Below are 14498 nucleotides of genomic sequence, written 5' to 3'. Positions count from 1 at the left end.
GATCACCTAAGAACCCAAATAATAAAATATTTTCCTTGATTAACTTTTATGGTATCATAATAAATTTGGGAAGTACAGGTAACACAAGACCTATTCTTCATGATTTAATGGGTTTTTATCGTCAAAATCGCTTCTACTTCGACATTACCTTTCAATGCTCGTGAAATCATACACGAATGCTCGGCCTTTATAGCGAGTTTTTGCAGCAATGTCGAAAGTTTTTTTGACTGCTCTTGTTTGATGGTGACGACTGGTCTATGAGTAATCTTTTCATAAGTGATGACACCATCCGTAACATCTACAAATCCCTCTGATTCCATCGTTAAATCTATTTTATCCACCTTGCTTCGCTCTATCATGGCAGCAAGTGTGATGATATAGCAAGTTGCAGCCGCTCCTAAAAGCATTTCATCCGGGTTCGTTCCAATTCCAGGACCGTCCATTTCTGGCGGGATCGATACAATTGTTTTAAGGTTCTTCGTTGCAATCGATCCTGTGTCATTACGACCTCCAGGCCAATGTGCTTTTAAATGAAAAACATGTTGAGCCATCTCAGATATCCCACCCTCTTTAACATATCTCTAGTGTAAAGCATATTAACTGACACGTCACATTTGCTGTTTATGAAGAAATATTTGTCGTGTAATTTATAGATTGTATGGCTATAAAATAAAACTGAGGTCGAAATGGGTGTGAAATGGAGCAAACACCCTTAGCGAAAACTTAAAACCAGAGTGGGAAATAAATTGTTGGGGGTCAGTCCCTCATGTATACTTAAGCTTATTAAGGATAATTTAGGAGATGGCAAGATGGTACATAAGGATAACAATCTGAAATTGGTTGTTGCTGGTTTATTGCTGGGTATTTTAATGGCTGCCATGGACAACACGATCGTCGCTACCGCGATGGGGACGATTGTTGCAGATCTTGGCGGCTTTGATAAATTTGTTTGGGTAACAGGATCTTATATGGTTGCTGTTATGGCAGGAATGCCGATCTACGGCAAGCTTTCAGATATGTATGGAAGAAAGCGGTTCTTTATCTTTGGACTAGTGGTATTCCTCATGGGGTCTATGCTTTGCGGACTGGCTCAAAGTATGGAGCAGCTGATCGCGTTCCGTGCTATTCAGGGAATTGGCGGCGGGGCACTTATGCCTATCGCCTTCACCATTGTTTTTGACATCTTTCCACCTGAGAAAAGGGGGAAGATGACAGGGCTTCTGGGAGCAGTTTTTGGAACTTCAAGTGTTCTTGGTCCTTTGCTAGGAGCGTTCATTACGGATGCCATCAGCTGGCATTGGGTGTTTTATATTAATGTTCCGATTGGTGCAGCATCCTTTTATCTCATTTACCGTTATTATAGTGAAACCCTTGAACACCGCGAACAAAAAATTGACTGGTGGGGTGCGATCACTCTTGTTGTTGCCGTTGTTAGTTTAATGTTTGCCCTTGAACTAGGCGGGAAGGCATACGCATGGGACTCAACACCAATTGTTGCTTTGTTCACGATCTTCACAGTCTTTTTTATAGTGTTCTTTGCAGTGGAGCAAAAAGCGACTGAGCCGATTATATCTTTTTGGATGTTTAAAAGACGCCTTTTTGCAACGTCTCAAATTCTAGGTTTTTTATATGGCGGCACATTTATAATTTTGGCGGTATTTATCCCGATCTTTGTTCAGGCAGTTTATGGCGGGTCAGCAACGAGTGCTGGAATGATTCTTACGCCAATGATGCTGGGATCTGTAGCGGGAAGTATGGTGGGTGGTATCTTCCAGACCAAGACAACCTTCCGAAATCTTATGATTGTTTCAGTCATTGCTTATTTCACAGGGATGTACATGCTTAGTGGTATAACACCTGATACTACAAGGTTGATGCTTACCTTATTTATGATACTTGTTGGTTTTGGTATGGGCTTTTCGTTTTCATTGCTGCCGACCGCAACGATCAACGGTATGGATTTCCGTCACCGCGGATCAGCCAACTCAACAAACGCATTTCTTCGTTCTTTAGGGATGACGATAGGTGTAACAATCTTTGGAGCACTTCAGAACCGCGTTTTCTATGAAAAATTAAGTGAGAACCTGCAAGGACAGGGTGAAACAGCGAAAGGAACATTTAGCAGCATAGATCCTCAAAAAGTATTCCAACCCGAAGAGAGATCCAAAATACCTTCCGATATTCTTGAAGGTATAACTGTTTCGGTGTCAGATTCAATCGCAACTGTTTTCACGTATGCACTTATTCCGATAGCCATATCAGCCTTTGTGATTTTGTTAATGGGGAATGAGCGAGTGAAAACCTCTGCAAAAGAAAGTTTGAAATCTGAATAGCATAAAAAATGACGCTTGAATGTGATACCAAGCGTCTTCTTATTTATTTAACCATTTTTGTATTTACATAACCTAAGAGGATTACGTAACCGATTACCATAACAGGAAACAGAATTTGTGTATTAGGGCTATCAATGAATGCACCCACTAACATGGCTAGACCAATAATGAAAGTATAAGAACCTACAAGCTTAGCCAATCGGTCCAGATCATGTACTCTTCGCTGATTAAAGCCAGATAAAATCCATGTTTGTTTCTTTACGCCTATCAGAAAGGCTAATACCAACAGAACAGCTGCAGTAATTAATAAAGTATTGTTCATCTTTTAATCCCCTCATTTTTTTATCGTTTTCTAACAATAGAAGGTCCAATAAAAAAGCTGATCATGAAAGTTAAACTGATAAAAATAATTAAGTAGTCAACTTGAATCAAGTGTTGTTTAAACAGAAGCTGGGAGACTAGTAAATAAACAAGAAGAATTAATATGGAAAAAGCAAAAGATTGAAGGGTGAACTTTCTGAGGTTGTCATTGACTCTTTCGTCATACTCGATTTCATCATTTGCGTTTCTTTTTTGAACGCGGAGGTATTTTAACCCGCCAACTAAGACAACTAGACCTGCAAGAAAGCCCCAGCGTAAATCGGATGTTACTAAACTCATTAAACTAAAGCAGGCAACCGCTGAGATAAAAACGTTAAAATAGTTTACGTTCATACCAAGACACCCCTTTTTGTATCATTCTTCAATCCAAAACAATTCATCTACTGGTGTTTCTAAGTACTTGCTTATGAGCAAACATACACGGATCGTCGGGTTGTACTTCTGTGCTTCAATTAAATTCATCGTTTGCCGTGTGACTCCTACAAGTTTGGCAAAATCACCTTGAGTTAAGTTTTCTTTTTCAATTCGGGCGATTTTCACTTTGTTTTTTATTGTGAACTCACTCAAGGAAAACACCAATCCTTTCCAAATATACACTTTAATTGTAATATATATATTAAAAATGTCAATTATATATTACAATAAAATCAAAAAAACTCTGGGCTGAACTCTTTTCTAAAAGTTTGTTGCATCTGAGAGATTTTGCCCAAAAATCTTCATTGCATAGTTAATTGGAGCGAAAGGACGAGACTCCTCGAAATTGAAAATCGCATTTTCTTCGTGCGATGTAACGCTGTCGCAGCTTCCTTGTCCTGCAGGATGAGTGGTACAGGTGAGACCACTCAATGTCGCGAGGCGACGAGGGGGCTCACCGCCCACCCTGAGGAAAGCGAGTCCTGTAGCGGAAATTAACCTCTTACAAACAACAAAGTTTACAAAAACAGCTAAAAAAATACACCTCAAAAGAGATGCATTTTAAGCTGAATGTGTAAATTGTTTTTCTTTTTTCGGAAAAATGGTATACGACAATGAAATGACGATATCAATAGCAAGAATGAGGGCCCATATACGGGTAACGTTATTGGCTGTATCATTTTTATAGAACAAATCCGTTTCCTTCTGATCATACCAATCTTCAAACAGGGTATCGAGCTGAAGAGAGGAAACAGCTTCAGATAAACCAAACATAAAAAAGAACAATACCTGGACCGCTGAGAAGATGAGTAAGTGTCCATACAAATTTTTTCTTTCTTGTTTGGCATGCTCTGCTCCATAAAGCGGTTTTAGACTCGCTATTTCAGGTTCAGGCAGCCCGCGCCATTTTGCCACTTTTCGCTGTATAAAACCATCAAGTTTTTGAAAATCACTTTTTCCATAAAGAAATGCATACGCGATTACGATTAAAATAATGATTTGATAAGCAGAAAATTCGCCAGTCCTCAAATAATCAAAATAACCCATTGTGGCAATCCATAAATCGTTTACGATAAATAATACAAAGAAGGCGGTGCTGAGTCTTTTCAGATTAAACCAGTATCTTACGATCAAAAACGAAAGCGTAGATACCCAGAAAATGACTTCCGCTAGAATAAGAAACGCCCACTTATTGTCCAAAACAAAATCCACTTGAAGTCAGCATCCTTTCAAATCTGGTATATAATTTCCAGTAATAAGAATACCACTTCTAAATGGGTAAGTCTTCCATCAATTTTACCATAAAAAGTCATGAATCAATCGGACATTCCTTTTTATGGTAAAATTAAAAGTGGGCAAAGAAAGAGGGGACATGTATGTATTCTGACTTTAGTGATGAGCTGCGCAGGATTCGGATCACATTAATCGTAATTGCGATTATTATGTTATTCTCTCACGGCGGCAGCAATGTAACAGTTGATCATAACTACGAAGATATGTCATACCAAGAAAGTAAATTTCATAAAAACCTTGTTCCGCTTGGAAATGGGTATTTCGGTTTGTTTAGTGGTGATACGGAACAGGTAGAGGATAATCAAATGAAAGTCTATTTCTATAATGAAAAAGAAAACAAAATGGTACTTATGAGAGATGTGAACCTGGATACCTTAGAATTGACTGCAGAATAACAAGAGAATTGACTGCAGAATAACAAGATTTTTCGGTGAAAATTTTATCTATAAGAAATGGAAAGTCGTTATTTCAGTCAGTTCTTGTATTTTATGATATACTTTTCTAAATAAATAAAATTTATAAACCCTAGGAGGTGACAACTTATATTCCAGAGTGTTTGGGGTATAAGGAGTCTTTTTGGACAGTTTGACCTTATTGAAATTATTTGCAGTAGCCGTATTAATTCTACTAACAGCTTTTTTCGTAGCAGCAGAGTTTGCGATCGTAAAGATCCGAAAATCACGGATCGATCAGCTAGCCGAAGAAGGAAACAAGCGTGCGATTGCCGCCAAGAAGGTCATAGAGAACCTTGACGGGTCACTATCAGCGTGTCAGCTAGGGATTACAATCACAGCTTTAGGACTTGGCTGGTTGGGTGAACCAACTGTAGAAGCCATACTCGGTCCGGTATTTAAAAGCATGGAATTAAGCTCGGCAGTTGTTCATACTCTGTCATTTGCTATTGCCTTTTCATCTATTACTTTTTTACATGTGGTTCTTGGTGAACTAGCACCAAAAACTGTAGCGATCCAAAAAGCTGAGTCAATTAGCTTGATGCTATCCCCTGCTTTGATTGGTTTCTATAGAGTAATGTATCCATTCATCTGGTTCTTAAATGGAAGTGCACAGCTTCTAGTGAGAATGTTTGGCTTGAAGCCAGCTTCAGAACATGACATGGCACATACAGAAGAAGAGCTCCGTTTAATTTTAAGTGAGAGCTACAAAAGTGGTGAAATCAACAAGTCAGAATTCAGCTATGTAGAAAAAGTATTTGAATTTGATGACAGAACTGCAAAAGAGATTATGGTCCCTCGTACAGAGATGGTTTGTATGTATCTTGATAATACAATGCAGGAAAACATCGACATCATTGCTGAAGAAAAATATACACGTTACCCTGTTGTGGGTGAAGATAAAGATAATGTGCTCGGTATGGTCAATGCAAAAGAATTATTCTTTGATCTGATTAAAGGAAAGGAATATCCTCTTGAGCATTATATAAGACCAACTCTTAGCGTTTTTGAAAATACACCAATTAAAGAAACATTGTTAAAGCTTCAAAAAAAAGGCTTTCATATGGCTGTCCTTGTTGATGAATATGGAGGTACAGCAGGTATCGTAACCATTGAAGATATTTTGGAAGAACTTGTCGGTGAAATTCGAGATGAGTTTGACGAAGATGAATCCCCTATGATTCAAGCTATAAGCCCGAATGTGAAACATTTTGATGGGAAAGTGCTGATATCAGAAGTAAATGATATTTATGGGCTTCAAATAGATGATAGTGAACTAGACACGATTGGCGGATGGGTGCTATCTCAGAATTCCGAGATTCAAGAACAGCAAGTTATCATATATGAAGGCTATGATTTCAAAGTTATTGAAATCGATGGACACCAAGTTAAGAAAATTGAAATCTCTAAAAGAGAAGTGGATAAAGAAAGTGATGCGTCAGTTGAAGATGCTGAACATACACTAATTGAAAAAGAGGCTTAAACCTTAAAAGGAGCTGACTCAAAAGTTTTTATACTTTGAGTCAGCTCCTTTCTATTTAAACCTTTTTTAGACAAAATTATCGATTAGATAGCTGAAATTCGAAGAAATCACTTATTTTTTATTTTGTAAAAATAAAAAAATCGGGGCTGCCAAAAGTAAGTTTAACTTACTTTTGGGACAGCCCTTGTTTACAAATCTCGGAGTCGGGTACGAATGTATAAAAGGAGGAGATACACAATGAAATCAATTACTGTCGAGCTTGAATATGATGAAAGAGTATTGCATGAAGGTCGAGAAGTAGAATCAAAACTTAACGAGCAGCTGTATGGAACGGGCTTCCAAGTTATATCCGTGTCACACCATTCCTCTGATAAAGAACGTGAGAATCCACCTGTTAAAGATGATAAGGATTCATCAGGTGCAGGTGGGCAGGCATCACCTGACAATGAAAAGCCGCCAAATAAAAATTAATAAAAGACGGGTATTGTCCGTCTTTTTTCCTTTTTTATCGAAAATATTACAAAATAGCACAACTAATTTCCCGGGAAATCGACTAAAATTGACAGAATTTATTGACAAATAAACTAGCAGATTTTATTATTTAATTAATAAAACTTTTAAATGCAAGACATCTAGCTTGAAACAATATAAAGGGGTTGAAGAAGATGAAAAGTTCTTCGCGTTACCGCTTTTTTTGAGTGATTTCAGGAGGTGATTTATTAGACATTGATATATTCCAATATCCCCACGAAACAACAGTGGTTATAAGCATGCTCTACTATAAACAAGAACACATCCTCATGGTCTAGCAAACAAATTTAGACAGAAGAACCGCAATAAGACTTGCGAATTTTTCATTTCTGAAAAGTAAGAACCTATATGAAAAAAAGCTTAACATTCCTCCAGTTCTTAGTTAACTCTCCGGTATTTTCTGATTGTAATTTTTTCCAATATTAAGGATATTCATGTAAAAATTTCTTTATTTATAAAAGGACATATGTTTATAATTTAGTTAATTAAATAAACGTCTCTCTTGGAACAGGCGTTTTGCGATGGAGGGTAGATATGAAGATTCCAGATGGTCATCCAGCAGCAGACGGACTAATCAGCCAAATTAAAAGATATGCAAAGAAATTTGAGCATTCTGAGATTCCTTTTCTAATTCAGGAAGACCGTAAGTGGATGTATGTTAACCCCGCAGCAAAAAAGATTTTAGAAGCAGAAGAAGACATCATCGGTAAACCAATCTGGGACAATCTCCCGTCAGAAATACATGGTTTAGTCGAAGAAAGAATTCAGTCTAGCAAAAATGGCGTTGCACCAATGCCTAGCGAACAGACTTGGATTACTCAAAAAGGAAACCGTATTATCTTAGAAGTGATTGGATTCCCGCTCATGTTTTCATCCGATGCTACACAAATCATTATCCGGGATATCACGAAGCAAAAGCTTGAGAAGAAAGAAACGTTAGATCACTTAAACCTAATTACAGAGAATATGATTGATATCATTGGCCTGGTCAACGACAGAGGTGTATTTACTTATCTGACTCCTTCTTATGAATGGGTTACTGGTTACTCACAAACTGAAGCAATCGGAACCACTCCTTTTAATTTAGTGCATTCTGAAGACCGTTCATACGTGATCTCGGAGTTTATGAGAATGATTACAGAACAAACCCCTCTGAGTGTAGAATACCGTTATCAGAAAAAGGATGGCTCATATATTTGGCTTGAATCACAGGGAACTCCAGTAAATGAAGAAAACTCCATCCGCTATGCCGTTGTGGCTACAAGGGAAATTACAAAGCGTAAAGAAGCAGAGTATGCGTTGAAAAAGAGTGAACACACTCACCGTATTATCCTTGAACATAGCAACGATTTAATCTGTTTAATTGATTCTAAAGGGAAGTATTTGTTTGCATCACTTTCATATCAGGACATACTAGGCATCGATCCGCAAACATTACTTGGACAAGACGCATTTAGGTTTATTCACGGTGAAGATCACGCTTCTGTTCAGAAGTATATAGAGCTTCTTGCTGCTTCAGAGGACCCGCAGCCGCTTGTATTTCGGAAAATACATGCATCTGGGAAGGAAATTTTCCTTGAAGGTAAAGGGATGCCGATGCTTTCTGAAAACGGAATAGTTGAAGGGATTGTGTTTATTTCCAGAGATATCACTGAAAAGAAAAAAGCTGAAGAATATATTCGCAACAGTGAAAAACTGGCTGTGTTAGGTGAGCTTGCAGCAGGTGTAGCTCACGAAATTCGTAATCCCCTTACTTCAATCAAAGGGCTATTTAGCTTATTAAAACAAAATGAGATTGATCAGGAAAAACAACATTTCTATCATGAAGTCATTTATGAGGAATTGCACCGAATTGAGCATATCGTTAATGAATTTATGGCTTTGGCAAAACCAGATGCTCTTCAAATGGACAAAGAAGTAAACCTTGTCCAGCTCCTTCAGGATACGGTCATGCTTCTCGCAACAGAAGCTAATCTGTACAATGTTGAGATTCGTCTTTTATTTAAAGAGAAGGCTTTGTTTGTAGCGTGTGAAAAGAATCAAATTAAACAAGTGTTTATAAACATTATTAAAAACGCGATCGAAGCGATGAGCAATGGTGGAGTTTTAACGATTGGCATTGAAGAAGAGAGGGATGGAGCTGTTAAACTTATCTTTGCAGACACTGGAGTCGGTATTGAAGAGGAACGCCTGAAAACGATTGGTGTTCCGTTCTTTACTAATAAAGAAAAGGGTATCGGTCTCGGTCTTACGATCAGTAATAAGATTATTACTGAACACCAAGGCAGCTTAAAAGTGGAAAGTATTCCTGGTCAAGGTACGACTGTAGCTGTCACGTTAAAGAAAAATGTAAATAATAATAAGCTGGTGTTACCATAGTGTGGTTAATCCAGCTTTATTTTTTTCCTAACAGATGGCGGTTTTCTTTTTTTGACCAAGCAGGAGCGATTGAAAAAGCAAATGAGCTGTTAAGTAAATATCCTGTGAGTGAGTTGGACGCAGGGTGTAAGCGGCCAGGATTATATTGATGTACAAAAACGAATGAATGATATTTATAACCCTTTATTTCATATCTCTACGAACGAAGGAAACCGTATAAGAAATGCTGTATACTTTCTTCAGCAAAATAACCTTATTCCACGGGAGAAAGGAAATGAAGTTATTGATCTTGCAGGCGCCAGCGCAGAATTAAGAAATGAACATTTCAAGAAAATTAAAGAAGAAAAACAAGCTGAAGCAGTACGTGTACAAAAAGAAATTAACGCCAAAGTTGAGGCATGGAAACAGCAATGGCGCGATGAAATTAATGAATAAAAAAAAGGACCGAAATTCTAATTCGGTCCTTTTTATATTCCGTCAAACATTCTCCAAATGCCTCTTCCAAGCAATCGGATTATCCCAATCAACAACTCTGGAACAAAGAACAATACATCACATAACAAATCAAACCAAGTGTAATGCTGGTACTGTTCTTTTCTCTTTTTCCTTCGCTTAAATGCCATCATGTTCACCTGTTTCTTTGAAGGTATTATGATTAATTATATCAATTTCCTGCAGAAAATATCTCTCGTTTTTTGTTTAAAGGAATTGTTAAAAAAAATAAGCCGAAAGTGTCGATGCTTTTTAATCTTTCACTGGTGATTTCTTATTCTTTCATTCGATTTTCAATTCTTCTTATAAAAAATGTAATGAAAAAGTCCCAGCTATTTCTTTTTCACATTTTTGTACGGTTTACAAAGGAAATAGTTTCTTAACAAACCATCTTTATAATGAGTGTTGTTTGAAAATTCATTTTGAAAGGGGAAACATCATGAAAGATGAAAGACCAATGGATGAATGGATTAAGAAGCTGACAGAAGACAGCTTGGAGAAGCGAAAGCTGGACCGCCGAAAATTTTTAGCAGGTGCAGGAAAAATTGCGGGTCTCTCATTAGGGTTAACGATTGCACAATCAATTGGGGCGTTTGAAGTGAATGCAGCACCTAGGTTCAGAAACTATCCATTTACACTAGGAGTTGCCTCTGGTGATCCGTTATCTGACAGTGTTGTGCTCTGGACAAGACTTGCACCAGATCCGCAGAATGGCGGAGGAATGCCAGATCAGGCAGTTCCTGTGAAATGGGAGATAGCCAATGACGAAAATTTCACAAAGGTAATTCAACATGGGACAGAATTAGCACAGCCGAATCTTGCTCATTCTGTTCATGTAGAAGTAGAGGGATTAAAGCCGAATAAAGTTTATTATTATCGTTTCAGAAGCGGAAATGAAAACAGTCCGATCGGTAAGACAAAGACTCTTCCTGAAAAAGGGGAAGAAGTTTCCAGCATGACTTTTGCATTTGCATCCTGTCAGCAATATGAACACGGTTATTATACGGCATTTCAGCACATGGCTGAGGAAGAACTTGATCTTGTCATTCACCTCGGTGACTATATTTACGAATATGGGCCAAATGAATATGTATCTCCATCAGGGAATGTTCGCGCACATAGCGGGCCGGAAATTATCACACTAGAAGACTACCGTAACCGTTATGCGCAATACCGCTCAGATGCTAACCTAAAAGCTGCACATGCTGCTTTTCCTTGGGTGGTGACATGGGATGACCATGAAGTGGAAAACAACTATGCCAATATGATTCCCGAGAAAGGCCAGTCTGTAGAAGCGTTCGTAAAACGCCGTGCGGCTGCCTATCAAGCGTATTATGAGCATATGCCGTTACGCAGATCTTCATTGCCGCATGGTGCGGACATGTTATTGTATCGTGATTTCACGTACGGAAATTTAGCGGCGTTCAATGTCATGGACACGCGTCAATACCGTGATGATCAAGCGAACGGGGACGGAAGTAAACCGCCATCAGAGGAATCAATGGATCCAAACAGAACTCTGACCGGTCAAGAGCAAGAAGATTGGCTGATTTCTAATCTAGGCAACTCAAAAACACATTGGAACATTCTCGCACAGCAAGTCTTTTTTGCACAGCGCAACTATGGGACAAGTACTGCACCTCGTTTCAGCATGGATGCATGGGACGGATATACGGCATCACGACAAAGAATTACAGATTTTGTTCAATCGAAAAAGTTAAATAACATCATCGTCTTAACAGGGGATGTACATGCGAGCTGGGCCTGTGATTTGAAAGCAGACTATGATGATCCGGCTTCAAAAGTAATCGGCGCAGAATTCGTCGGCACTTCCATCACTTCTGGTGGTAATGGTGCCGATAAGCGTGCGGATACAGATAAGATCATGGGATTAAATCCGCACATTAAGTTTTTTAATGATTATCGCGGATACGTTCGCTGCACAGTAACACCAGAAGAGTGGCGTGCAGATTATCGGGTATTGCCGTTTGTTACCTCGCCTGGGGCGGATATCTCAACTCGGGCATCCTTTGTGTATCAAAAGGATCAAGCAGGGTTGAAACAAGTGGGTTCAAATTTAGTGCCGACAGGTGTGAAGATATCAGCAGAAGTAGAAGAAGACCGCAATCGTGCGCATGGAAAAGCGCATGAAAAACAGATGAAGAAGAATGGAATACTGGTACAATAATGTTAAAAGTGACCAAGAGGAAGCTCTACTTGGTCATTTTTTTATGTCTATGATCGATGTTGAGCGAAAAACAAAGATTCTGAGCGAAACCGCACGTAGTTTGAGCGAAGATAGAGATTTTTGAGCGAACGTGTAATAAATATAAGAACACGTACCGTAAAATAGTTCTCACCTCAATAAAAATGGCCGGCTAAATTTGTTTTTAGCCGGCTTCCTGTTTATTTTTGGCTCTTTTCTAAAGGATTGTTGCTATGGGCTTTTTCTATTTTCATCATTTGTAAGTTGATTGGAGCGCAAGGTGCGAGACTCCTACGGGACGAGCGGTCAGGTGGAGACTCCTAATGGCGCAAAGCGGCAGGAGGCTCACCGCACGCCCCGTGGAAAGTGAGCAGCCTGGAGCGGAAATCAACTACTTTTAAAAGCAACAATGTATGCGAAAACAGCCTTATTTTTTATCCTTCATCGCAGCTTTCAAAGCATCAGCTAAACTGTTTCCAAATCCTTCTTCTTCTTTACTTTTTGCGCTGTATTTTTTCATGAGCTGCCGTTCTTCGCGTTTGGATACTTTCTTTTTCATTTCATCTGCTTTTTCAACGATATTACACGGCTTGCATTGGAAGTATGTGCCCGCTTTTCCATTATGCAGTTCCATTTTTTTCTTGCACTGCGGACAGCGTCGGTTAGACAGCTTCGGATCCTTACGGCGGCGGTATGAACATTCACGATCAGAGCATACGAGCACTTTGCCGTCACGCCCTTTAACTTCTTTAAGAAGCTTGCCGCATTCTGGACACTTTGAGCCTGTTAAGTTATGAGCACGGTATTCCTGTGAACTCGTTTTGATTTCCATTACCAGCTGCTTCGTCTGCTTGCGGATATTTTCTAAAAACTCTTTAGGGTTGCCATTGCCGCGCGCTATAGCTTCAAGCTCTAGTTCCCACTTAGCTGTCAGCTCAGGTGATTTTAACTCATCGTTCACAAGTTCAATAAGCTGTTTTCCTTTCGGAGTAGGGTGCAGCTTATTGTTTTTACGATCCAAAACTTCAGAACCAAGCAAGCGTTCAATAATATCTGCACGTGTGGCTGGCGTTCCCAGGCTGTATTTTTCCATCCGTGATAAAAGGTCTGCTTCAGTAAAGCGTGCTGGCGGTTCAGTCAGCTTCTTCTCCAGATTAACGTCTTTTACTGACAGTGTTTGACCTTCTTTTAAACTAGCTAAAGCTCTAGGAGATTCTTCTTCTTTGCCTGATAATACTTTAAAACCTGCATCAAGCACTAAAGTTTCTCTCGCGATAAATGATTCACCCGCAACTTTTAACGTAGCCGTTAACGTTTCGGACTTATATGCCGGGTAAAAGAGAGCAAGGAAGCGGCGTGCAATTAAATCATATAATTTTCGTTCGTCATTATCGAGGTCACCGAGGTGCAGCGGTTCATCTGTTGGAATGATGGCATGGTGATCCGTAACTTTTGTGTCGTTAAAAACTTTCTTCGCAACGACTTTCCCTTTTTGCTTCAAAAGAGGCTGAACTTCTTCACGGTATCCACCCGACATTCCCTGAAGACGATCGTACATCGTGTTTTCCATATCCATTGTTAAATAACGCGAGTCGGTTCTTGGATACGTAACAAGCTTATATTGCTCATAAAGTTTCTGCAGAACTGAAGATGTCTTTTTTGCAGAGAAACCAAATCGGCGGTTTGCATCTCGCTGCAGTTCTGTCAGGTCATATGGCATTGGGTGAGCCTCTGTTTTCTCTTTCTTTATAAGAGACTCAACTGTTGCTGACTGCTCCTTCACCTTATTTACGATTTCTGCTGTTTTTTTCTCATCAAAAATACGCTTTTCACCATTGTTTTCCCACGACGCCTTCAAGAGACCGATTGTTGCATCAATCGTCCAAAATTCTTTTGGCTGAAACGTATTGATCTCTTGCTCACGTTCTAGAATCATCGCAAGGGTAGGTGTCTGTACTCGGCCAGCAGACAATGGATCATTATATTTAGTTGTGAGTGCACGCGTCACATTTAACCCGATCAGCCAATCGGCTTCAGAACGGCAGACCGCGGATTGATATAAGTTGTCATATTGTTTTGCCGGTTTTAACTGGTTGAATCCATCGCGAATCGCTTTATCCGTCTGCGATGATATCCAAAGACGCTTCACCGGCTTTTGCCATCTTACTTTTTCCATGATCCACCGGGCGACAAGTTCACCTTCACGCCCTGCATCAGTTGCAATAACAAGCTCACTTAGATCTTTTCTTTTTGCAAGCTGTTCAATCGCCCGGAACTGGTGACTAACCTGGCGGATTACCTTCAATCCCATGTGCTTTGGGATGATCGGCAGATCTTCTAATCGCCATTGTTTATACTGTTTGTCATAGTCTTCAGGCATTTTCAATTCTACAAGGTGTCCGAGTGCCCACGTTACAATATGTTTCGGCCCTTCAATATAGCTTTTATTTTGTTGCTTACAGCCAAGCACTCGGGCAAGATCACGCGCCACACTCGGCTTTTCAGCAAGAATCAGTTGTTTCATAGCGTACCCC

Annotated in this window: 14 protein-coding genes; 7 read left to right on the top strand and 7 right to left on the bottom strand. The window is 39.4% G+C overall.

The features are described 5' to 3' along the window. Window positions 1-104: 104 nt before the first annotated feature. On the bottom strand, window positions 105-551 hold the full coding sequence (locus tag ACFW35_RS14805) for an OsmC family protein (RefSeq protein ID WP_379846798.1): 447 nt from the start codon (window positions 549-551) through the stop codon (window positions 105-107). A gap of 258 nt (window positions 552-809) precedes the next feature. Between ACFW35_RS14805 and ACFW35_RS14800 the strand changes: the two genes are divergently transcribed. Then, a complete protein-coding gene (locus ACFW35_RS14800) occupies window positions 810-2333 on the top strand; it encodes an MDR family MFS transporter (RefSeq protein WP_379846796.1) in 1524 nt (507 codons plus the stop codon). 43 nt (window positions 2334-2376) lie between these two features. Here the strand turns inward: ACFW35_RS14800 and ACFW35_RS14795 are convergent, their stop codons facing one another. The 4 genes from ACFW35_RS14795 to ACFW35_RS14780 form a co-directional block, all read right to left on the bottom strand. Further along, on the bottom strand, window positions 2377-2655 hold the full coding sequence (locus ACFW35_RS14795) for a DUF3784 domain-containing protein (protein ID WP_379846794.1): 279 nt from the start codon (window positions 2653-2655) through the stop codon (window positions 2377-2379). A 20-nt stretch (window positions 2656-2675) separates the two neighbouring features. Then, window positions 2676-3047 carry a hypothetical protein gene (locus tag ACFW35_RS14790; RefSeq protein ID WP_379846792.1) on the bottom strand — a complete coding sequence of 124 codons (372 nt, stop codon included), beginning with the start codon at window positions 3045-3047 and terminating at the stop codon, window positions 2676-2678. A 21-nt stretch (window positions 3048-3068) separates the two neighbouring features. Then, window positions 3069-3281, bottom strand: coding sequence for a helix-turn-helix transcriptional regulator (locus ACFW35_RS14785; protein WP_379846791.1), 213 nt, complete (start codon window positions 3279-3281; stop codon window positions 3069-3071). Window positions 3282-3689: 408 nt separating this feature from the next. Continuing rightward, window positions 3690-4340 carry a hypothetical protein gene (locus tag ACFW35_RS14780; protein WP_379846789.1) on the bottom strand — a complete coding sequence of 217 codons (651 nt, stop codon included), beginning with the start codon at window positions 4338-4340 and terminating at the stop codon, window positions 3690-3692. Window positions 4341-4504: 164 nt separating this feature from the next. Here ACFW35_RS14780 and ACFW35_RS14775 point away from each other — a divergent pair, with 164 nt between their 5' ends. The 5 genes from ACFW35_RS14775 (at window position 4505) to ACFW35_RS14755 (ending at window position 9701) form a co-directional block, all read left to right on the top strand. Beyond that, window positions 4505-4816 (top strand): hypothetical protein, encoded by a 312-nt coding sequence (locus tag ACFW35_RS14775; RefSeq protein ID WP_379846787.1) that lies wholly within the window; start codon window positions 4505-4507, stop codon window positions 4814-4816. A 190-nt stretch (window positions 4817-5006) separates the two neighbouring features. After that, window positions 5007-6356, top strand: coding sequence for a hemolysin family protein (locus ACFW35_RS14770; protein ID WP_379847519.1), 1350 nt, complete (start codon window positions 5007-5009; stop codon window positions 6354-6356). Between the two features lie 237 nt (window positions 6357-6593). Then, a complete protein-coding gene (locus ACFW35_RS14765) occupies window positions 6594-6827 on the top strand; it encodes a hypothetical protein (protein ID WP_379846785.1) in 234 nt (77 codons plus the stop codon). A 594-nt stretch (window positions 6828-7421) separates the two neighbouring features. Next, window positions 7422-9266: a PAS domain S-box protein gene (locus ACFW35_RS14760; RefSeq protein WP_379846783.1), complete on the top strand. Its 1845-nt coding sequence runs from the start codon at window positions 7422-7424 to the stop codon at window positions 9264-9266. Window positions 9267-9374: 108 nt separating this feature from the next. After that, window positions 9375-9701: a hypothetical protein gene (locus ACFW35_RS14755; protein ID WP_379846781.1), complete on the top strand. Its 327-nt coding sequence runs from the start codon at window positions 9375-9377 to the stop codon at window positions 9699-9701. A gap of 32 nt (window positions 9702-9733) precedes the next feature. Here ACFW35_RS14755 and ACFW35_RS14750 read toward each other — a convergent pair whose 3' ends face one another. Beyond that, window positions 9734-9889, bottom strand: a complete 156-nt coding sequence (locus ACFW35_RS14750) for a hypothetical protein (RefSeq protein ID WP_379846779.1) — start codon at window positions 9887-9889, stop codon at window positions 9734-9736. 308 nt (window positions 9890-10197) lie between these two features. Here ACFW35_RS14750 and ACFW35_RS14745 point away from each other — a divergent pair, with 308 nt between their 5' ends. Next, window positions 10198-11946, top strand: a complete 1749-nt coding sequence (locus ACFW35_RS14745; protein ID WP_379846777.1) for an alkaline phosphatase D family protein — start codon at window positions 10198-10200, stop codon at window positions 11944-11946. A gap of 445 nt (window positions 11947-12391) precedes the next feature. Here ACFW35_RS14745 and ACFW35_RS14740 read toward each other — a convergent pair whose 3' ends face one another. After that, window positions 12392-14488 carry a DNA topoisomerase III gene (locus tag ACFW35_RS14740; RefSeq protein WP_379846775.1) on the bottom strand — a complete coding sequence of 699 codons (2097 nt, stop codon included), beginning with the start codon at window positions 14486-14488 and terminating at the stop codon, window positions 12392-12394. Between the last annotated feature and the right edge of the window lie 10 nt (window positions 14489-14498).

Origin of the sequence: Fictibacillus sp. NPDC058756 (assembly GCF_042746035.1) — a bacterium.
Taxonomy (GTDB): domain Bacteria; phylum Bacillota; class Bacilli; order Bacillales; family Fictibacillaceae; genus Fictibacillus.
The sequence above is the reverse complement of the archived record's forward strand: the minus strand, read 5'-3'. Positions and strand labels throughout refer to the sequence as shown.

Coding starts and splice junctions, on each gene's coding strand:
- ACFW35_RS14805 (WP_379846798.1), bottom strand. CDS start 551: ATGGCTCAACATGTTTTTCATTTAAAAGCACATTGGCCTGGAGGTCGT.
- ACFW35_RS14800 (WP_379846796.1), top strand. CDS start 810: ATGGTACATAAGGATAACAATCTGAAATTGGTTGTTGCTGGTTTATTG.
- ACFW35_RS14795 (WP_379846794.1), bottom strand. CDS start 2,655: ATGAACAATACTTTATTAATTACTGCAGCTGTTCTGTTGGTATTAGCC.
- ACFW35_RS14790 (WP_379846792.1), bottom strand. CDS start 3,047: ATGAACGTAAACTATTTTAACGTTTTTATCTCAGCGGTTGCCTGCTTT.
- ACFW35_RS14775 (WP_379846787.1), top strand. CDS start 4,505: ATGTATTCTGACTTTAGTGATGAGCTGCGCAGGATTCGGATCACATTA.
- ACFW35_RS14765 (WP_379846785.1), top strand. CDS start 6,594: ATGAAATCAATTACTGTCGAGCTTGAATATGATGAAAGAGTATTGCAT.
- ACFW35_RS14760 (WP_379846783.1), top strand. CDS start 7,422: ATGAAGATTCCAGATGGTCATCCAGCAGCAGACGGACTAATCAGCCAA.
- ACFW35_RS14750 (WP_379846779.1), bottom strand. CDS start 9,889: ATGGCATTTAAGCGAAGGAAAAAGAGAAAAGAACAGTACCAGCATTAC.
- ACFW35_RS14745 (WP_379846777.1), top strand. CDS start 10,198: ATGAAAGATGAAAGACCAATGGATGAATGGATTAAGAAGCTGACAGAA.
- ACFW35_RS14740 (WP_379846775.1), bottom strand. CDS start 14,488: ATGAAACAACTGATTCTTGCTGAAAAGCCGAGTGTGGCGCGTGATCTT.